Origin of the sequence: Muriicola jejuensis (assembly GCF_010671595.1) — a bacterium.
Taxonomy (GTDB): domain Bacteria; phylum Bacteroidota; class Bacteroidia; order Flavobacteriales; family Flavobacteriaceae; genus Muriicola; species Muriicola jejuensis.
The window spans coordinates 221,129-240,554 of sequence record NZ_JAABOP010000001.1 but is presented as its reverse complement, the minus strand read 5'-3'; the positions used below and the strand labels follow the sequence as shown (position 1 = coordinate 240,554).

The following is a 19,426-nucleotide window of genomic DNA, read 5'->3' as shown; positions in this document are numbered from 1 at the left end:
TTTAAAGAACATGAAGAAATCAATAGATGGAAATGCCCTGGTCTACTGTGAAGGGGCCTTTAATACCCCGAACGGTAAGACAGCTCATGGCCTGGTCAGGTTTACGGAGCGATATAATGTAGTGGGTGTTATTGACAGCCGTTACGCAGGGAAGGATGCAGGGGAGGTGCTGGACGGCAAAGCGAATGGCATTCCCATTTTTGAGGATCTGCTATCTGCCGTAAAGTATTATACCGGTAAGCCTTTGATGCCGGAAAGCCTTGTGATTGGTCTGGCCCCGGATGGAGGCCGACTTCCTGCCGAGGCCCGAAAGACCATTGCTGCAGCCATGGAATTGGGTTGGAATGTGGACAGCGGCTTGCACGATTTCCTGACGAATGACACCAACCTGGTGGATTTGGCGCGGAAAAAGGGATGCAGGATCAGGGACATCCGAAAGACCCCGGATCGCGATAAACTCCATTTTTTTACCGGGGAAATCGAAAAAGTGGATTGTCTGAAACTCGCCATCCTGGGTACGGATTCGGCCATAGGGAAACGTACAACGGCATGGATATTGGTACACGGTTTGAGGAAGGCCGGATTGAAGGCGGAAATGGTCGGGACCGGTCAGACCGCCTGGATGCAGGGGGCCAAGTACAGCATGGTGATGGACAGTTGTATAAACGATTTTGTTAGTGGTGAGATAGAACACGCGGTGGTCAGCGCCTGGAAGCATGAAAACCCGGATGTGATCGTGATCGAAGGGCAGGGGAGTCTAATGAATCCGGCCTACCCCGGGGGGTTTGAGATTCTGGCTGCAGGCAGACCCGACTACATCATCCTGCAGCACGCTCCAATGCGACACGAATACGATGGGTTTCCCGGATATCGCCTGCATTCCCTGCCGGAACAGATCCACGCCCTGGAAGTGATCTCCGGAAAAAAGGTCATCGCCATTACGGTAAACCACGAGAATATGAAGAAGGAGGAGATTGCACCGGCCTGCAAGGCCATTACGGATGAAACAGGCATTCCTGCCTTCGACGTACTGGAATTTGGCTCGGAGAGACTGGTAGATCTGGTTAAAAATAACCTTAAAAAGTAAGGGACAAATCCCTGTATGCCTGTCATGAATAAAAGATCTTCCAAATCCATTCCAACTGCTACTCACTCCTGGCATTTCCTTTTCACCTTTTTCGTATTTGGCCTGTTGACATCCCTGAATACACTTTGGGCACAGCCCTACTCCCGGGAAGATTTGGCAGCGAAGGTGCAGGAATTTAAAAAGGACATACGGGGTCCCTACAAGGACATCCGCTGGTTTTGCACGGATGGAAGTATCAGGGCTCCCAAGGATCCCTGTCCGGATAATATCGGCCCGGGCGTACAGCACGCGAGGTACAAGGATGTCCTGGAAGATATCTCAAAGAAGAACGGGATCTACTTCGGACAGATCCTGGCGTATCACAGTCCCGTTGAATTCTGGGACCCGAAAGGAAACTTCTCGAGATTGAAGCAGTATCAGATAGACCAGTATCTTAGGACCGTGGACGACGGGTGGATCAACCGAAAAGGGCAGTATTACCGGGGGTCTGTTCAGGCAGAGGACGAAGCTGCCTGGGGGATGTCCTTTTACCGGGATGTGCTCTCCAAAGAGGAAAACCTTAGGAAGTACTTCTTCCTGATCAGGAATACCATGAAAGATATACCCTATGCCGAGGATGAGAACCTGGGGCTGGAAATGCGAAGCAGGTCCAAGGTGATCTCTGATCTCCTTCCGTCTTTTATGGATCTCAGGGTCAAGATACACAGTAGTCCCAAAAGGTCAGACATCACGGAAGTGGAGCGTTTTTTGTCTCAGAACAGGAATGGCCTTAACCCTGATCTGATTGAGCAATTCAATGCCCTGATCGGTGTAATGAAGGAATTTCACCGCCCTTTTGATATCAACTCCCTTTCCGGATATCTCGGTAAACTGAAGGACAAAGGTCTTAAATCTTCACTTTCGTCCTTTATAGAAGCACATAAAAGGACCTCGGAAGCTTCGACCTTGATACAGGGAAGTGCTGAATTCATGTGGGAGATCAGACAGGGTCTGCTTGATGAAGTCTCTTCATCTGACCGTTTGCTCATGCTGGAGATCTCTCTCAAACTGGAAGAAGTGATCTTTAGATACGAATCGGACTGGAATCCCGGAGATCTTCGAGAACAGCTGAAAAAGATCTGCCACTTGGGCCTGGCCTCCGCTGCTTCCGGGTACATGGAAATATGGGAATGGGAGCAACTGGTCCCTGAGCTGTCATCCTTTGACAGAGCCTCTCAGACCCTGGAGGAACTCACCTTTGTCCTGGAACGTTCCAGAAGTGCGGTGGAGTGGAGTACCAGCATGTTCAAGGCCCATTTTGAGGAAGTAACGGAACTATACGCGGGTTTTGAACCCCTGGCACACGGTTTTATCGACGACAGGATCAGGGGGTCCCTGGTCCTTCAACTGGGCAGGGCTGTTGGGGAGCTGGGAGATTACATAGCCAGGGAATCCAACCTGGTCAACAAGGTCATGGACCTGCAGAACCAGAGTTCCGTAAGGGGGCTCAACCCGGGGTATGCGATGGGTGAATTGGTAGTGGTTGAAGGGTTGACTGAGGAGTTAGAGGTTTCTTCGGATAAGATCTACGTCTTTCAGAGACCCCCCTCCGATCTTAAACCTGTAGCAGGTATAGCTACGGTCGCAGAAGGAAATTTGGTTTCCCACGTGCAATTGCTCGCCAGGAACCTGGGGATCCCCAATGCGGCCCTTTCCGATACCAACCTTGAAGGACTCAGGAAGTACAATGGTTCACAGGTCTTCTACGCGGTCTCCAATAAAGGAAATGTGATCCTCAAACCGGCCGGCCAGATGACTGCGGAGGAAAAGGCCCTGTTCGCGGTGAAGGCGCGGAAGGAAGAAAAAATAGCGGTTCCAGTGGAAGAAATCCGACTCGATGTGCGGGAGGTCCTCAACATGAGGTCCGTAGACGCCTCCAATTCCGGAAAATTATGCGGTCCCAAGGCCGCAAATCTGGGTCAGCTTAAAAAAATGTTCCCGGACGAGGTGGTGGAAGGGCTGGTAATTCCCTTCGGGATCTTCAAGATGCATATGGACCGCCCTATGCCAGAGACCTCTGGAAGTTACTGGGATTATCTCAATGCCGTTTTCCGGGAGGCCGAAGCGATGAGGAAGGATGGAAAAAGCGAATCGCTGGTAGAAGAGTTCCAGCTCGAAAGGCTGAAAATACTCAGGGCTGCCATACAGTCCATGACCCTGGATCCGAAATTTGTCAGGGATCTGGAAACGAGCTTCTCCTCCGTTCTTGGTGCTGAATTGGGCGAGATCCCTGTCTTTCTCAGGAGCGATACCAACATGGAAGATCTGAAGGATTTTACAGGTGCAGGATTGAACCTGACCATCTTCAATACGTTAGATCGTGAGAAGATCCTGAAAGGGATCAAGGATGTGTGGGCTTCCCCCTATACGGAGCGCAGCTTCAAATGGCGTCAGAAATACCTGCTGAATCCAGAGAATGTATTCCCCTCCATCCTGGTCATCCCCAGTGTGGACGTGGATTATTCCGGGGTGATGATCACTAAAGGGATCAATACAGGTACGGAAAAGGACCTTACCGTGGCCTTTAGCAGGGGTGCCGGAGGTGCTGTAGACGGTCAGGCGGCGGAAACTCGACTGGTGACGGATCAATCCGACCTGCTTCTGGCCCCCGCCAGGGAGTTGTATTACAACAGGCTCCCAGAGACCGGTGGTACAGACCGGCAGATTGCCACTTTTGAAGAACCTATTCTGAATACCAGCAACAAAGCAGACATCAGGAAGCTGGCATCCAGTCTTCGCGAAATCCTCCCCAGGGAAACAAAAAGTGATTACCGGGGCGCCTACGATGTAGAACTGGGATTCAAAGAAGACAAACTCTGGCTCTTCCAGATCCGACCCTTCGTCGAGAACAAAAGGGCCCTGGGGTCGACCTACCTGGAGTCAATCACCCCTAAGATCCGCAAGGATAAGGTCATTCAACTTTCAACAAAACGCTAGTATGCAGACGTTCATAAAAATTACTGTGATCCCGGTCTTTGCGAGTATCGCCCTTCTTCTTTTCTATCCTATCGACGGATATGAACGAACCGGGATCAAGCGCCTGAAAAGGCTTGAACTCATTGAGGCGGGGGAACTAAAGACTACCAGCCCACTTCCAGCTGGCGCTATGAGATCCTGGGAGGATATCCATCTCAACCTTTCCGCGCGCAGGGCCGACAGCGTTGCCACGTTTTTTACCGAGGACGAGCAATTGCAAAAGGACATCAACGTCTTGTTCAGGGGAATGGACAAGAGCTATTCCCTGAGTGTACTCGATATCTCTGACCCTGAAAAACTCAGGTATGCTCACCGAAATGAGACCCTGGGTTACCAGCCGGGCAGCGTGGGAAAACTGGCCGTACTGGTGGCCCTGTTCACACAGTTGCAGAAGATTTACCCCGATTCCTTTGAGGATCGGTTGGCCCTGCTTAGAAATAAATCTGTCAAAGCCGGACAATGGGGACTCACCGATGAACACACCGTCCCCATCTTCGATCTGGAGAAGAAAACCCTGGTCAAGCGCCAGGTCATAGCCTCGGACGTTTTTACTGTCTTTGAATGGGCAGACCATATGATGTCTGTCAGCAATAACGGGGCTGCCAGTATTGTATGGCGTGAAGCCCTGCTCATGGCGGCTTTCGGGCGGGATTATCCTGAACTTACAGAAGAGCAGGCCATGGCCTACTTCAAGGAAACCCCCAAAAAAGAACTGACCGATTTGGCCAACGACGTAGTCAACCTTCCCTTGCGTGCACTGGGAATCACAACAGATGAATGGCGTCTTGGCAGTTTCTTTACCAAAGGGGCAAATATCTATGTGGGTGATAAGGGGGGCAGTATAGGTACTCCCCTGGGCCTGATGAAATTCCTGCTGCAGTTGGAACAGGGAGTTGTGGTAGATGAGCCCTCTTCCCTGGAGATGAAACGACTGATGTATATGACGGACCGAAGGATCCGTTATGCACAGTCTCCGTCCCTGAAGGATGCCGCAGTCTATTTTAAATCGGGAAGCCTTTATAAATGCGATCGTTCCAAGGGTGAACCCTGCGGGAAGTACGAAGGCAATGTACAGAATTATATGAACTCAGTGATCATCGTGGAGCATCCTGACAACTGCCGCTATATGGTGGTGCTCATGTCGAATGTACTCAGGAAGAATTCAGCTTCAGACCATTTGTATCTGGCCTCCGCCATAGACAAGGCGATCCGTAAGGTTTATTGAACTGCCTTCAATTTTCCGAGGATCTGCCCGGCAAAATCCCGGATACGCTCATCTTCGTTCCCGAGCATCATCTCAACCAGAGGTTGATATTTGGGATTCTTCTGCTCTCCTATGAGGTATAGGACTGCGAGCTTGATCTTGTGGTCATGGGCCTGCAACAGGGTCTGGAAGCACTCGTATTCGGTAGGGACCTTGGAAAGCAGGGTCTGCTGAACTTCTTCCGAGCTTACATCCAGGATAGTGTTTTCTATGATAGGCATAAGTTTCCTCCTGAGATCCCCGTAAAGGAGATTATCCAGATATTCGATGGCCCGTGCCTGGGCGTCCTGTTTCTCGCTTAGGATCCCCTCATAGGCGATGTCTATGTCCTGGGTGCCAAATCGCAAACCGAGTAGTTTAAAGATCCTTTCGAGTCCCGCGTCCAGTCGTCTTTCCAGCAATTCCAGCAAACTCGACCTGGCATTGCGCTCATCATCCGTAACCACCTGCCTAGATTTTGTGCGGTTGCGATAGGAAATGATGATCTGCGTGTGCAGGGCCGAGAGGGATTGGTGGTACATCCGGCATTCTTCCAGGATGTTCCGCACCACTTTAAGGTGGTCGAACCGGTATTGGGGATAATCCCTTTTAAGGTCACTCAGGGCCCGGATCGCTTCCTGTCTGATGGTGACATCCTGATCGTCAAGCAGGAGCATCAGGCTGCTGACCGTTTGCTGGGAGGGCATGCGTTTGAGCACCAGAGGAATGAGTCGGCATTGCGTTAGAGGGGCTTCCCGGTTTTGGATGACCCCGATCAGGTAAGGGGCAAGGTACTGCCCATATGCCAGATAGGCCTCAATGACCAGGGGCCGCTGGGTCTTATCTGTGAGGAAGGGCAGAAGTTCTTTTATAAAAGGAGGGTACAGGCTGAGGCCGGTCGCTTCAATGGCTTCTTTCTGTATTTCCGGATCCTCGTTTTTCAGCGCCCGGGAAAGATGTGGATAAAATTCCGGTATGTTGGCCACACCTGCGATCTTTAAGGCGGATGAGATCACTTCTATAGAACACTGCGGTTCCTCTGTTTTGGAGAGGAGGGCCTCTATCCGTTCCTTCAGGCGGTAATGCGACCGCAATGAAATATTGTCCCTCGATTCGCGCGCCAGGCAGAACAAAGCCGCCCTGGCGATCCTCGGGTCCTCATGGTCCAGGAACTTATCAAAGACCTTGGATTTATCGGTATTGGAGTGCAGCAGTACGTATTCCAGGGTGGCCGTGATGAGATCTTCATCCTGAGAGGCGAGTAATTGAGGAATTTCCGTAACCATGGTATGCACATTGAGGAAATACAGGCTTTGTATAGCGGCCGTCCTCACTTTGAGGGAGGGATGCGAGAGCAACTTCTGCACCTCCGGGAAGAACCTGGGATCGTTGATCTCCCTGAGTTTGCTCAGCATAAAGAGGATCTGGGATTCGGAGCCGTTTTCGAACACCTTCTTCATTCCATCAACCACCGAATTCCGCTTCAGGTTCAGTTTTTTGATGGGGGTCTTAGACTCCAGTACCATCGCCAGGTTGTCCCTAAAGGTCTGGAAATACTCTTCCCTGACCTTGAATACAAAGTACACCCAAAGGATCAGGAGGAGGATGACGATGCCGGTAATATAAACTGAAGGAGCTGAAAGTCCCCGTACAAAGAATACGAGGATGAAACCTGCTACGCCCGTAGCCAGGCTATCCACCACCACATCGATATAGGTTTTGGTCTTATTTTTCAGGTCGAACGGCAGGGGAAGGGCCAGGAGCTCCATAGCGCTCTTATTCACCGATTGCTTGAAGGAGCCGTCTACTGCCTTCACAAAAACGATGAGGGCGAGTTCGGGAAAGAAAAAGAAGAGGACGGAACCGACCAGAATACCCATGGGTAAGATCAACATGGAAAAGCCCACACCCCAGACACCTACTACCCGGTGGGTTACAAAGAGCTGTATTCCCAGAGACAGCAAATTGAAGGTGGAGAACCAGAAGGCAAAGAAGGAGGTGAGTTCATCGGGGTCCGGGATGGCTGCAGCAGCAAAATCGCTGAACTGGTAGTCTACCAGCTTGGCCACGATCACACTGATCCCCAGAATACTTGCTAAATAGGTCAGGTGCTTGGAATTCCTGATGAGCCTCAGCGGTCTGTCCGAATCTAAACCCGTCCTTTTTTTGACCTTGAACAGGTTCAGTTTTTCCACCCTCAGGCGCCAGATGGTTCCCAGGAGCGGAATACAGAGGAAAAGGATGACGATGGCCAGGATAAATACGTTGTTGTTGCCGATCAGGGGTGCCAGGATGGAAGTGAGGTATCCCCCAAAGATCCCTCCGAGTATGGCCCCGGAGCCTATGAATCCAAAGAGCCTCTTGGCCTCTCTGGGATTGAATACCAGGTTCGCCAGCACCCAGAATTGCGAGGCGGATAGGACGGCGTGTATGGCTACCCACACATAAAAAAAGAAGAGCATCCACGCATTCAAAAGGTTGAACTTGAGCAGTATGACCAGCAGGGTCAGGATAAGGATCGTGATCGAAAGCGTGGTCTTCACCACCTTGAGGAGGGAAAACCGGTTCAATGCCCTCGAATAGAGATAGGAACTAAGGTATGCGATCAGGGCCACCCAAAGAAAGGCAATGGGCAGGCTTTCAACGCCGAGTTCCGATAGGAACAAGGAGTTTACGGTCGGTTTGATGATCAGCAGGCTGGTGATGATCAGAAAGACGTACAACTGCATCAGGAAGGCGATCCTGAATTCACCTTCCTGTATGTTGAATGTACGTTTTAAGACTTCCTGCAGCTTCATGAAGAATTTTACCCGAATTTACCCTTTTCTGTAATTCTTGAAATTTTTTAAGGTAGTTTCCACGGGTCGGACGAGGCTGCGGATAATTTGTTCCCCATTCGGATCATCTATGAGCGCTACGAGGATGTAACGCCTGTTCTTGTCCACCCCCCACACCAGGGCAGAATCGGAATGGTAATTCCTCCACGATCCTGATTTCCTGAAGATACGGGCATCCGGGGCAAGGACGTCCAGGGTGTTGACAAATTTATGGTGCAGTTCGGGATTTTCCATGATATCCAGCATTTGTGCTGATCTTTCCTCGTTTACGAGCTTGCCGTTGGCAAGGAGGTAATAAAATCGGCAAACCTGGGTCACGGACGCCGCATGGCTGAGGTTTTTAATCGGTTCACGGTGGGTGTCTCCACCTCCTCCATAGCGCTTGCCAACCCACAATCCCCCTCCGGTTTCCTCATCGTAAAACTCGTATTTGGGATTGGTCATGACCTCCTCTATCTTGTCGTAGCCTACCCTGTCTATCATTCGCGTGGAAGCCTGGTTGTCTGACTTGCTGATCATCAGTCGCATATCCTTCTTCACCTCTGCAGTTTCTTTTAATTCCCCTTTTTCTATGGCATCCATGGCCGCCAGTAGGATGGCGATCTTGGGCAAGCTGGCCGCATACATCATGTGGTTGCCGTTGATCCTCGCAAACCTCACGTTTTCGGGGTCGCGCAGGTCCACCAGGCCAACAGCCATGCGCTTGGTCTCGATCAGTTTTTTCCACTCCGGATTCTTCAGAATCTGGTTTTCCAGGCTGCGCTGAAGGGAGGTGTCAAGCAGGGACCTAAGCGGGCGAATTTGGTCGTTCGGTACTTTTAGCGGCAATTCCTTCTGGGCCGGAAGCAGGCTGCAAAACAAAAAGAGAAGCGCGGTAAATAAATATCTCAGGTTCATGTATATTTCACTAGTTTGACGATGTAAAATTATCTGAATTTCCCATTCGTGCTGTGTTAATATTTTAGATGCGATTACTCCTTGGGGCCCAATAAAATGGAGTAATTCGGGAAATAGTATTTCAATACTGTTAAATTTATGGTATTTTTAATGAAGCATTCCGCAGAATTGAGCAGCGATACGGATCCATTCCCGATGATCCGTTCGGTTTATCTTATACAATTTTTATGACAGGCATCCGATCCCTGGTAGTTTACCACAAACTCCTGGTCCATGAGCTTACCGTTGAACCCCGCAGGGTAAAAGCGACCTACACCATCGTAAAGAAAGATGGGGAAACGGTCTCCAATCAACTCATTTATTCCTACAATGCACCTTATTTCGATCGAAAAAAAGCAGCTGATGTCAATCTAGCATCCCTCATGGTAGCCCAGGTGGCCCTGAACTACGGGTTGTTCTTCGAGGAAATCGTGTTCGATGGCTTGTTCGACGAGGCAGACAAACGCTTTTTGACGGACATGATGGAAAACACCTCCCGGGAGATCCTCGTCCTGAAATTCTATGGTCGGAACGAGTTCCTAAAACCCCCTTATGATCGTTTACCGGTGGAGAATCTTCACAGATATACGGCGGCCTCCCTGGTTTTTAAAGAGGATACATTTTTTAATCTTTCCTTGAATCGCACCGAGCGAAGCCCCAAAGAGGATGAATACGTGATCCTCAGCAGTGGGGGCAAGGACAGCCTGCTAACCTATGGCCTTATCAGGGAGATCGGTGTCCCGCATCCCGTATTCATCAACGAATCCGGAAGGCATTGGTTTACGGCGGTCAATGCCTATGACCATTATGAAAAGATCGAACCGAATACGGTCAAACCCTGGTGCAACAGCGACCGTATCTTTAACTGGATGGTAAAACAAATGCCGTTCATAAAGGAGAACTTCCAGAATATAAGGGCCGATATCTATCCGATCAGGCTCTGGACTGTGGCCGTTTTCCTTTTTGGTACCCTGCCGGTGGCCCTGAAGAGAAATGCGGGCAACATCCTAATAGGGAATGAATACGATACCACGGTCAAAGGGAATTTCCAGGGGATATCCCATTACAACGGCTTGTACGATCAGAGCAAGTATTTTGACAATGCGCTGACGCGATTCTACAGCAGGAAAGGTTGGAACATCAGGCAGTACTCGGTCCTCAGGCCCTTGTCAGAATTGCTCATCCTGAAGATTCTGGTGAAAAGGTATCCCGGGCTGCAGGCTCAACAGGTCTCCTGCCACGCAGCCCACGAGGAGAATGGCCGGATGTTGCCCTGTGGGAATTGCGAGAAGTGCAGGAGGATCATCGGCATGCTCATGGCCCTTGAGGAAGATCCGCGAAGGTGCGGATATACGGATGAACAGATAAAAAAGGGGCTCCTGGCACTGGAGAAAAGAGGGGTGAAACAACTGGGTAGCGATGCGGCCCATCTCTATCACCTGCTGCTCTCAAAAGGGTTGCTCTCAGACAATGAGCACACCAGAAAATTGGGCAGAGAACACAGGGAAATCGTTTCCCTGAGGTTCGACCGGGAGCGGAGCAAGCTCGAGGACTTACCCCTGCACATCCGGGAGCCACTCCTCGAGATCTACACAAAATATTCTGAAGGATGTGTACGACTCCATGACAGGAAATGGCATACTTTTACACCCGATAAGGCTTTCCTTGATCAGCCTTATTTTTTAAGGAAAAGCGATGAGCACAAAACAACGTAAATCCACATTTTTGTGGGAAGAGATGACCTGGCCTGAGATCGAAGAATACCTGAAGATCGTAGACACCGCCATATTGCCCTGTGGGGCCATTGAACAACACGGTCCACACCTGCCCGTAGATATAGACTATTTTGATGCCAAATATATGGCTTCTAAAGTGGCCGAGGCTTGCGCGGATCCCAAACCCCTAGTGCTGCCCCCGATCCCTTTCGGGGTGTCTTACCACCACGAAGACTTCAAAGGAACTCTCAGCGTCACCAATGATGCCTTATCCCGTTTTGTCTATGACCTGGGGATGAGTCTGGCCAAGAACGGTATCAAAAAGATCATAATCCTCAACGGGCACGGAGACAATGCGCCTACCCTGCACTACGCTGCCCAGATGATCAACAGGGATGCCAAGATCTTCGTCTGTGTGGATACGGGTGAGACCAGTGACGTGGCCCTTTACAATCTGGTGGAAACTCCCAATGACATCCATGCAGGTGAGCTGGAGACCAGTACGACCCTGGCCATCAGGCCTGAGGTGGTGCAAATGGACAAGGCCGTGAACCAGACCCTGGAATTCGGCAGTAAATATCTCGATTTCGACAGTGATCAAGGGGTAAACTGGTATGTGCGGACCAACAAGCTGTCTGAGAGCGGGGTAATGGGTGATGCCACCAAGGCTACGGCGGAGAAAGGCAAAAAAATGTGGGAGCTCATGATCCACCATATGGTGAGCTTTGTGGAGTCTATCCAGCATTCTTCCCTGGACGACCTCTATCAAAAGCGGTACTGATGAAAATAACCCGCGTTTCCTACGAACGGTTAGACCTATCCCTCTCCGTCCCATACACCATTGCGTATGAAACGGTTACCAGGGCGAGTAATTTTATTTTGAAGCTCGAAACGGATGGCAAGCATGTTGGCTATGGGTGTGCGGCACCAGACCTGGAAGTCACCGGCGAGACGCCCGAAAGCGCCCAGCAGGCGATCGAATGGTTCTTACTTCCATTCCTCAAAGGCCGTTCTCCTTTTAACTATACCAGGATCCTGGAGGAGCTCAAATCCCTTTGCCCGGATAACCCTTCCGTATGGGCCATGGTGGATATGGCCTTGCTCGATCTGGTCTCAAAAAAAGCAGGTGTACCCTTGTATCACTATCTCGGAGGATACCAGGACTCCATTGAAACCAGCATCACCATCGGGATTCTGGGTTTGCAGGATACCCTTACCATGGCCAGGGAATACTCCGGACGGGGTTTTAGGATCCTGAAGATCAAAGGGGGCATCAATTTAGAAGAGGATATAGAGAGGATGATCCGGCTGCGGGAAGAGTTTCCCGAAACAGTGTTCAGGTTCGACGGTAACCAGGGATACAGCGTGGAGGATTCCATCGCTTTTGTAACGGCCACCCAGGAGGTAGGGATACAGATCTTCGAACAACCGACCAAAACAAAGACCGATCACATTCTGGGGGAAGTGACCCATGCCGTGGGGATACCCGTGATGGCCGATGAAAGCCTGAAAACCCTGGACGACGCTTTCAGGCTGGCCCAGCATGACCTGATCGATATGGTCAATATAAAACTGATGAAGGTGGGGGGGATCCTGGAAGGGATGCACATCAACTCAGTAGCGAAATCGGCCGGACTCGAGGCCATGGTGGGCTGTCTGGATGAATGCGCCCTGGGGATCTCGGCCGGACTCCATTTCGCACTCTCCAGGCCCAATGTGCATTTCGCAGACCTCGATGGGCATCTCGATCTGGAGAATGACCCGTTTCAGGGACTTTTCAGGCTGCAGGACGGGATCCTCTATCCCTCGCGTATCCCTGGTCTTGGGTTCGTGGAATAGCCTTTACAGTCAAAGAGAGAAATAAGCCTTATTTTTGTATCACCAAAAAAAAAGAACGTGATAGAGATTGAAAATATTGAACTGGCGTACCTGAGCATGGACGATTACCAGGAACTTAAAAAGGCTATGATTGAGGCCTATACCTCCATGCCCAATGCCTACTGGCGCGAACACCACATCGAGAAACTTATTGACCTCTTTCCCGAGGGACAGGTGGTAATGAAGATCAATGGGGAACTTGCAGGGTGTGCCCTTTCCATTATTGTGGACTACAGTCAGTTCGATGTGAACCATACCTACAGGGAGGTTACGGGAAATTACACTTTTAGTACGCATACCATGGACGGGGATATGCTTTATGGGATCGATGTCTTTATCAAACCCGAGTTCAGGGGTCTTAGGCTGGGTAGAAGGCTCTATGATTACCGCAAGGATCTCAGCGAACGCCTGAATCTCAAAGGAGTGGCCTTCGGAGGCAGGATGCCTAACTACCACAAGTATGCCGATACGCTCTCTCCCAAGGAATACATTCAGAAGGTCCGCAGGAAGGAGATACAGGATCCTGTTCTGAACTTTCAGATCTCAAATGATTTCCACCCGGCCAAGGTCATCAAGGGATATCTCGAAGGGGATGAGGCGTCTAGTGAGTTCGCCGTGCTTATGGAATGGGATAATATCTATTATGAGAAACCCACTAAAAAGGTGGCCCCATTAAAGAAAATAATCAGGCTTGGACTTATCCAATGGCAGATGAGGCCCTACAAGGACCTCGATGACCTGTTGCAGCAGGCCGAGTATTTCATCGATGCGGTCTCGGGCTACCGATCCGATTTTGCCCTTTTCCCGGAATTCTTCAACGCTCCCCTGATGGCAGATAACAATCACCTTGGAGAATCCCAGGCCATCAGGGAGCTCGCCAAGCACACGGATGACATCGTCAAGAAGTTCTCTGAGTTCTCAATCTCCTACAACATCAACATCATCACCGGGAGCATGCCGGAAATGAAGGACGGAAAACTCGTCAATGCAGGTTACCTCTGCCGCCGGGATGGGAGTATGGAACGCTATGAGAAATTACACGTAACCCCTGATGAGGCCAAGGTCTGGGGAATGCAGGGCGGAAACGGACTCAGGACTTTCGATACGGACTGTGGGAAGATAGGCGTGCTGATCTGTTACGATTCGGAATTCCCTGAACTCAGTCGGATCCTGGCAGACGACGGGATGGATATCCTTTTCATCCCCTTCCTTACGGACACCCAGAACGGCTATTCAAGGGTTCGTCATTGCGCACAGGCGCGCGCCATAGAAAACGAGTGCTATGTAGCTATTGCCGGAAGTGTGGGTAACCTGCCCAACGTCCACAATATGGACATACAATTTGCGCAATCCATGGTGTTTACCCCTTGTGATTTTTCTTTTCCTACCAACGGTATCAAAGCAGAAGCTACCCCGAATACGGAGATGATCCTCATCGCCGATGTGGATATCGATCTGTTGCGCGAGCTCAACCAGTTCGGTGCGGTGCGAAATTTAAGGGACAGGAGGAAGGATATCTTTGATCTTAGGCGCACAGAAAAATCCTGAGGGAGATCAACCTTCCAGTGATTTGATCTCGTCATTCAGTTCTTCGAGCGTGGTTTTGGCGTCCCCAAAAAGCATGCGCGTCTTGTGGTGGAAAAAAAGCTGGTTCTGAATCCCTGCATAACCAGGGTTCATGCTCCTTTTCAAAACTACTACGTTCTTGGCCTCCCATACATTAATCACCGGCATCCCGTATACGGGACTTGCCGGGTCGTCGTAAGCCGCGGGGTTTACCACGTCATTGGCTCCGATGACGATGACCATGTCCGTATTGGGCATGGCCTCGTTGGCATCCTCCATATCGAGCAACTTGGGATAGGGCACGTCTGCTTCTGCGAGAAGTACATTCATGTGGCCGGGCATCCGACCGGCCACCGGATGGATGGCGTAGGTCACATCTACCCCATTGGCGGATAGGAGATTGTCCATTCTTTTGACCACTTTCTGGGCCTGGGCCACCGCGAGGCCGTAACCCGGGACCACCATGACAGTATTGGAATAATACAGCTGCACGGCCAGGTCGGCACAGGTGATCTCCTTGGCAACCTGTTTGTCGCCTTTTTCTTTTTTGCTTTTATGGTTCTCCCCGAATCCCCCGACCAGTACGTTGGTCAGAGATCGGTTCATGGCCTTGCACATCACCACTGTGAGGATGATCCCCGCAGAACCCACCAGGATACCTCCGACCATCATGATGTTGTTGCTGTAGATCAGGCCTGCCGCAGCTGCAGAAAGACCTGTAAAGGCATTTAACAGGGAGATGACCACGGGCATATCGGCTCCCCCGATGGGAGCGACAAAAGAAAGTCCGTATAACAGGGAAAGGAGAAGGAGGGCGGTGATCCATATAATTCCGGGTTGAGACCCTGATACATAGACATATATGTAAAGAACGACCAGCAAAGCCAGGATGGCCATGTTGATCAGGTTGTGCCTGGGCAGGGTGACCTTGCGATCATCTACCAGTCCCTGAAGTTTTCCATAGGCCAGCATACTGCCCGTAAAGGCTACAGCCCCGATAAGCAGGGTAAGCAGCAGGATGAGCAGCTGTGCCTCAGAAGCTATAATCCCGCCTTCGGCAAGCTGAAAGAGTTCCGTATAGGCAAGGACTACAGCGCAGGCACCTCCGAGGCCGTTAAAGACAGAGACCATCTGAGGCATGGCCGTCATTTCGATCTTGATGGCACTTATATACCCAATGATTCCGCCGACGGTCATGGCTCCCATGATCCAAACATAGTTATTGTCTGCCCCATTGATCGGCAGGAAAAGGGTCGCCAGAATAGCTATGGACATGCCTAAAGTGGCCAAAAGGTTCCCTTTGCGTGCGGTAGCGGGGGTACTCATCTGCCGCAACCCGATGACAAAGGCCGTGGCACCGAGAAGATAGGAGATATTAACGGTTGTAATGAGCATCTACTTCTTCTTTTTATTGAACATCTTGAGCATTCGGTTAGTCACGGCAAATCCGCCGACCACATTGATCATGCCGAGGACTACCCCCAGGGCACCCAGACTCAGGGTGAGATAGTCTGTCGGATCCGCATTGCGAATCAACAGGATAGCCCCGATAATGACCACTCCACTGATGGCGTTCGCTCCCGACATTAACGGGGTGTGTAAAATGGTGGGAACATTGGATATTAGTTCAAAGCCTAGGATTACGGTAAAGATCAGGAGGTAGATCAGCAATAGGTTTTCATCCAGGAAGAGGAAAATACTTTCCATATATGATAGATTCGTTTATCTAATCCCTGGTCACCAGGGTCTTTTCAATGATTTGATTGTTGAGGTCGAGATTCAATTTCCCATCCTTGATGATCAGTTTCAGATAATTGGCGGCATTGTTACTGAAAAAGTAACTCGCATCCCTGGGCATGTCCGAAGGGAGGTGAGAGTTGCCGATGATCTTCACTCCTTTGTGAACGATGGTCTTTTTGTCCTGACTGAGCTCACAATTGCCACCTGAAGAGGCTGCAAGGTCTATAACAATGGATCCCGGTTTCATCCGTTCCACAGTTTCTTTGGTCAGCAGGATCGGGGCTTTCTTTCCCAGGATCTGGGCGGTGGTGATGACCACATCGGATGACGCTGCCCTGAGCTGAACTTCTTCCTGCTGCCTGGCCATGAATTCCGGGGTCTGTTCCACGGCATACCCTCCGGCATCTCTTTTATCGATGGCCCCCGGGACTTCCACGAACTTGGCACCCAGACTCTCCACTTCCTCCTTGGCGGCGGCTCTCACATCAAAGGCCTCGACGATGGCTCCGAGCCTCCTGGCAGTGGCAACGGCCTGTAGACCGGCCACCCCGGCACCGAGCACCAGCACCTTGCAGGGTTTTATACTCCCTGCGGCCGTGATCATCATAGGGAAGAACCCGGGAAGTTCTGTGGCTGCGAGCAGGACGGCCCTATACCCTGCGATCGATGCCATGGATGACAGGATATCCATGGTCTGGGCGATTGTGGTCCGGGGGATCATATCGAGGCTGGCGGCCTGAAGCCCCAACTCTTTTATACGGGTTATAAGGTTCTCGTTCTGGAAAGGGGAAAATACGGCGACGAGCAAGGCTCCTTTTTTTACTTTTGATAGTTCTTCGGCAGGGATGGGATTGATGGTCACCAGGATATCTGCGTTCTTGAGCACATCCTCCCGGTCCGTTACCTTACCGTATTTCTCATATTTGGCATCTAAATAACTCGCCTGGGATCCGGCTCCTTCCTGGATCCAGAATTCCACGTTTTCTACTTTGAATTTTTTAAGGGTACTTGGAACCAGGGACACTCTTTTGTCATTGGGTTCCTTGAGGATTCCTATGGTCATGCGGTCAGGTAATCAAGACCCTTAATTTATGAAGAATAATCGAATTTCAGAAATAGCTCTTAAGATATTATCAGGAAAAGATATCGTCCCTTTGTATCGGGTCAAGATTTCGTCCGGTGTAAAGCATCTTCAAAATTGATATCATTATGAGAGATCAAGGTTTTTATTAACCTTAATAAGAACTTTAGACCTAGGAACAAAGTGGTCGCCTTTCTCGACCGGATGGTCAACTGTTTTACCTATGACCGCCCTCTGGGCCTCATCATCAGGCCCTATTAACGCCGTGAGAATTGATATATGGAATCAATGATATTGGTCATTTCACTGAACATTTTACGAATGATAAAGATTACATCCGTCTGAGATCTTAATCTCATAGGGTGTACAAGGGCTTCCGAATCGATCCGAATACCGTTCAATGCTACTGTCAATAAATGAGCGTACATCCTTCTTTTTAACGAGATTCAGTGTGCACCCCCCAAATCCGCCTCCCATCATACGGGCTCCCTGAACGCCTCTTTCCCCTGCCAGATCAACCAGGAAGTCGAGTTCCTCACAGCTTACTTCATATTGGTATTTTAAGCCTTTATGCGATTCATAAAGCAGTCTTCCCAGGGTTGAGAGATCATTATTCTGAATAGCGGTGACGGCTTGCATTACCCTCGCGTTTTCCTCCAGGACGAAAAGAGCTTTGCGGTAGTCGTCCGGAGTGATTTCAGGCCGCAGTGCATCCAGCATGGAAGTAGTCACCTCCCGCAAAGAGCGAACTCCGCATTTCCTCGCGATGGATTCACAGGTCTCTCTCCTTTCGTTGTAGGCACTGTCTGCCAGATGGTGCTTAACCCCCGTATCTAAAAGGGTCCATTGATAATCTGTCAGAGGCATGGATATTGCTTCGGACCGGAGGGACTTGCAATCCAGGAAGATAGCCTTTCCGGCCCTGCCAAATATTCCTGCATACTGGTCCATGATCCCGCATCGCACCCCCACGTAGTTCTGTTCGGCTGCGTGGGAGATTTCTACCATTTCCATGGCGCTTAGGCCGAGTTCAAGAACTTGGTTCAACCCAAAGATAAATGCGTTCTCCAGGGCGGCAGAGGAGGAGAGTCCAGCCCCGGATGGAAGGTTTCCACGGAACACTAGTTGGACATTTACAGGGCGTATGCCTCTTTTATGCAGTTCCTGTAAAATACCGAGGAAATAGGCAGCCCAACCTTCTCTTTTTTCAGGAATATCTTGAAAGGCTCCCGGAATATATACCTCTTCCGTGTCGGCCGCTACCCATTCCCCTGCGCCTTTTCTGGATATTTTAAGGGCCATCGCGATCCCCATATCAATGGCCGCCGGGAGAACAAGACCCTGGTTGTAATCCGTGTGTTCCCCTATGACGTTTATACGCCCTGGCGACCAGATTAGGACGGGTTCCTCACCAAATCGGGAAAGGAAGGAGGTGCGAACACTTTCGATCAGATTTCTGTCCATGACTGAGTATACGGAGTGTTCAAAAGTGCGGAAAAATCAACAAAGTACCTCATCAGAAGCCCAATGAAGTGAACATTCGAAATGGAATTAAGGATACAAAATCTGTTCAAATAAGGTATATTAACATAAATTAACAAATAATAGCTCCTTGAAGGTTAAAATAGCACATATATTGGGAAATATACTTGTTTTCCCCCTCAGAAGATCGCCGGACATTTGCAGTGTAATTTTAAATTGTTACAACTATGAAAACGATCCCATATTATCCGACCATATTCCACACGAACCCGTTTGCTTATAAGATGAGCGATATCTGGGAACTCTCGGAATACAATGCCATCAAAATCTTATTAAGGAATCAGATGGCTACCGAACAAGGCGTTACAGAAATGATCCTTAACATTGCTAATTTCGCTGCGATCGATGAGTCCGGCAAGGAGCATATCATCAAGGATTTTGATGATTCAAGCAAGGTAAATCTCAAAGGCACGCATACAGGTCTGTACCTCAAGACAAATTCGGCCGTTGACCTGGAACCCGGTAAGTACACTAAACTCAGGTTCTATCTGAGAACATCCGGGAATACCCTGATCCTGAAGGACAAGTCAGAGAAAAAATTGTCTGGCAGAAAGTACCTGGATTTTGAGATTCGGAACGGTCTGGAAATACACGCAGAGGATAAGAAACCATTGATCCTGCGATTCGATTTTGAGCCTTATTCCCTGGCCAGTTTCTTTAAGCCGTTGACGGATCTGTTAAAAAGGCAAAAAAGGACGGTCGGCAAGCTGGTGAATAGTTTTGCCCAGTAATAGAACCGTTAATCATTTAAAAGGCACCCGATCGGGTGCCTTTTTTTTGTTCCAT

Annotated in this window: 14 protein-coding genes; 8 read left to right on the top strand and 6 right to left on the bottom strand. The window is 50.0% G+C overall.

What is annotated here, in order from left to right; all coding sequences use genetic code 11:
• Positions 1-10 precede the first annotated feature (10 nt).
• Genes GWK09_RS01070 through GWK09_RS01060 form a run of 3 tightly spaced genes read left to right on the top strand, consistent with a single transcriptional unit; the run spans position 11 to position 5,327 of the window.
• Positions 11-1,087, top strand: coding sequence for a DUF1611 domain-containing protein (locus tag GWK09_RS01070; RefSeq protein WP_163691175.1), 1,077 nt, complete (start codon positions 11-13; stop codon positions 1,085-1,087).
• 24 nt (positions 1,088-1,111) lie between these two features.
• The gene (locus tag GWK09_RS01065) at positions 1,112-4,063 is read left to right on the top strand and encodes a PEP/pyruvate-binding domain-containing protein (protein WP_163691174.1); all 2,952 of its coding nucleotides are present in this window, start codon (positions 1,112-1,114) and stop codon (positions 4,061-4,063) included.
• A 1-nt stretch (position 4,064) separates the two neighbouring features.
• On the top strand, positions 4,065-5,327 hold the full coding sequence (locus GWK09_RS01060) for a serine hydrolase (RefSeq protein ID WP_163691173.1): 1,263 nt from the start codon (positions 4,065-4,067) through the stop codon (positions 5,325-5,327).
• Here the strand turns inward: GWK09_RS01060 and GWK09_RS01055 are convergent.
• The gene (locus GWK09_RS01055) at positions 5,321-8,143 is read right to left on the bottom strand and encodes an Npt1/Npt2 family nucleotide transporter (protein ID WP_163691172.1); all 2,823 of its coding nucleotides are present in this window, start codon (positions 8,141-8,143) and stop codon (positions 5,321-5,323) included. The genes GWK09_RS01060 and GWK09_RS01055 overlap by 7 nt on opposite strands.
• Positions 8,144-8,161: 18 nt before the next feature.
• Positions 8,162-9,079 (bottom strand): serine hydrolase, encoded by a 918-nt coding sequence (locus GWK09_RS01050; RefSeq protein WP_163691171.1) that lies wholly within the window; start codon positions 9,077-9,079, stop codon positions 8,162-8,164.
• Positions 9,080-9,306: 227 nt separating this feature from the next.
• On the opposite strand from GWK09_RS01050, the gene GWK09_RS01045 reads away from it, so the two are divergent.
• The 4 genes from GWK09_RS01045 (at position 9,307) to GWK09_RS01030 (ending at position 14,259) form a co-directional block, all read left to right on the top strand.
• The gene (locus GWK09_RS01045) at positions 9,307-10,833 is read left to right on the top strand and encodes a hypothetical protein (protein WP_163691170.1); all 1,527 of its coding nucleotides are present in this window, start codon (positions 9,307-9,309) and stop codon (positions 10,831-10,833) included.
• Complete coding sequence (locus tag GWK09_RS01040; protein ID WP_163691169.1) at positions 10,814-11,614, top strand: creatininase family protein; 801 nt, start codon at positions 10,814-10,816, stop codon at positions 11,612-11,614. Before GWK09_RS01045 ends, GWK09_RS01040 begins: the two co-directional genes overlap by 20 nt.
• Complete coding sequence (locus GWK09_RS01035; protein ID WP_163691168.1) at positions 11,614-12,672, top strand: mandelate racemase/muconate lactonizing enzyme family protein; 1,059 nt, start codon at positions 11,614-11,616, stop codon at positions 12,670-12,672. The genes GWK09_RS01040 and GWK09_RS01035 overlap by 1 nt, the downstream gene beginning before the upstream one ends.
• Positions 12,673-12,768: 96 nt before the next feature.
• Positions 12,769-14,259 carry a carbon-nitrogen hydrolase family protein gene (locus GWK09_RS01030; RefSeq protein WP_204260385.1) on the top strand — a complete coding sequence of 497 codons (1,491 nt, stop codon included), beginning with the start codon at positions 12,769-12,771 and terminating at the stop codon, positions 14,257-14,259.
• Positions 14,260-14,265: 6 nt separating this feature from the next.
• Here GWK09_RS01030 and GWK09_RS01025 read toward each other — a convergent pair whose 3' ends face one another.
• The 4 genes from GWK09_RS01025 to galK form a co-directional block, all read right to left on the bottom strand.
• Positions 14,266-15,672, bottom strand: coding sequence for an NAD(P)(+) transhydrogenase (Re/Si-specific) subunit beta (locus GWK09_RS01025; protein ID WP_163691166.1), 1,407 nt, complete (start codon positions 15,670-15,672; stop codon positions 14,266-14,268).
• Complete coding sequence (locus tag GWK09_RS01020; RefSeq protein WP_163691165.1) at positions 15,673-15,984, bottom strand: NAD(P) transhydrogenase subunit alpha; 312 nt, start codon at positions 15,982-15,984, stop codon at positions 15,673-15,675. It lies immediately after the preceding gene.
• A 19-nt stretch (positions 15,985-16,003) separates the two neighbouring features.
• Entirely contained in the window at positions 16,004-17,080 is a 1,077-nt protein-coding gene (locus tag GWK09_RS01015; RefSeq protein ID WP_163691164.1) for an NAD(P) transhydrogenase subunit alpha, read from the bottom strand.
• A gap of 333 nt (positions 17,081-17,413) precedes the next feature.
• Positions 17,414-18,562, bottom strand: coding sequence for a galactokinase (gene galK, locus GWK09_RS01010; protein ID WP_163691163.1), 1,149 nt, complete (start codon positions 18,560-18,562; stop codon positions 17,414-17,416).
• Between the two features lie 245 nt (positions 18,563-18,807).
• Here galK and GWK09_RS01005 point away from each other — a divergent pair, with 245 nt between their 5' ends.
• Entirely contained in the window at positions 18,808-19,371 is a 564-nt protein-coding gene (locus tag GWK09_RS01005; protein WP_163691162.1) for a hypothetical protein, read from the top strand.
• The last annotated feature ends 55 nt before the right edge of the window (positions 19,372-19,426 follow it).

Coding starts and splice junctions, on each gene's coding strand:
- GWK09_RS01025 (WP_163691166.1), bottom strand. CDS start 15,672: ATGCTCATTACAACCGTTAATATCTCCTATCTTCTCGGTGCCACGGCC.
- GWK09_RS01020 (WP_163691165.1), bottom strand. CDS start 15,984: ATGGAAAGTATTTTCCTCTTCCTGGATGAAAACCTATTGCTGATCTAC.
- GWK09_RS01045 (WP_163691170.1), top strand. CDS start 9,307: ATGACAGGCATCCGATCCCTGGTAGTTTACCACAAACTCCTGGTCCAT.
- GWK09_RS01070 (WP_163691175.1), top strand. CDS start 11: ATGAAGAAATCAATAGATGGAAATGCCCTGGTCTACTGTGAAGGGGCC.
- GWK09_RS01015 (WP_163691164.1), bottom strand. CDS start 17,080: ATGACCATAGGAATCCTCAAGGAACCCAATGACAAAAGAGTGTCCCTG.
- GWK09_RS01035 (WP_163691168.1), top strand. CDS start 11,614: ATGAAAATAACCCGCGTTTCCTACGAACGGTTAGACCTATCCCTCTCC.
- GWK09_RS01030 (WP_204260385.1), top strand. CDS start 12,769: ATGGACGATTACCAGGAACTTAAAAAGGCTATGATTGAGGCCTATACC.
- galK (WP_163691163.1), bottom strand. CDS start 18,562: ATGGACAGAAATCTGATCGAAAGTGTTCGCACCTCCTTCCTTTCCCGA.
- GWK09_RS01005 (WP_163691162.1), top strand. CDS start 18,808: ATGAAAACGATCCCATATTATCCGACCATATTCCACACGAACCCGTTT.
- GWK09_RS01060 (WP_163691173.1), top strand. CDS start 4,065: ATGCAGACGTTCATAAAAATTACTGTGATCCCGGTCTTTGCGAGTATC.
- GWK09_RS01065 (WP_163691174.1), top strand. CDS start 1,112: ATGAATAAAAGATCTTCCAAATCCATTCCAACTGCTACTCACTCCTGG.
- GWK09_RS01040 (WP_163691169.1), top strand. CDS start 10,814: ATGAGCACAAAACAACGTAAATCCACATTTTTGTGGGAAGAGATGACC.
- GWK09_RS01050 (WP_163691171.1), bottom strand. CDS start 9,079: ATGAACCTGAGATATTTATTTACCGCGCTTCTCTTTTTGTTTTGCAGC.
- GWK09_RS01055 (WP_163691172.1), bottom strand. CDS start 8,143: ATGAAGCTGCAGGAAGTCTTAAAACGTACATTCAACATACAGGAAGGT.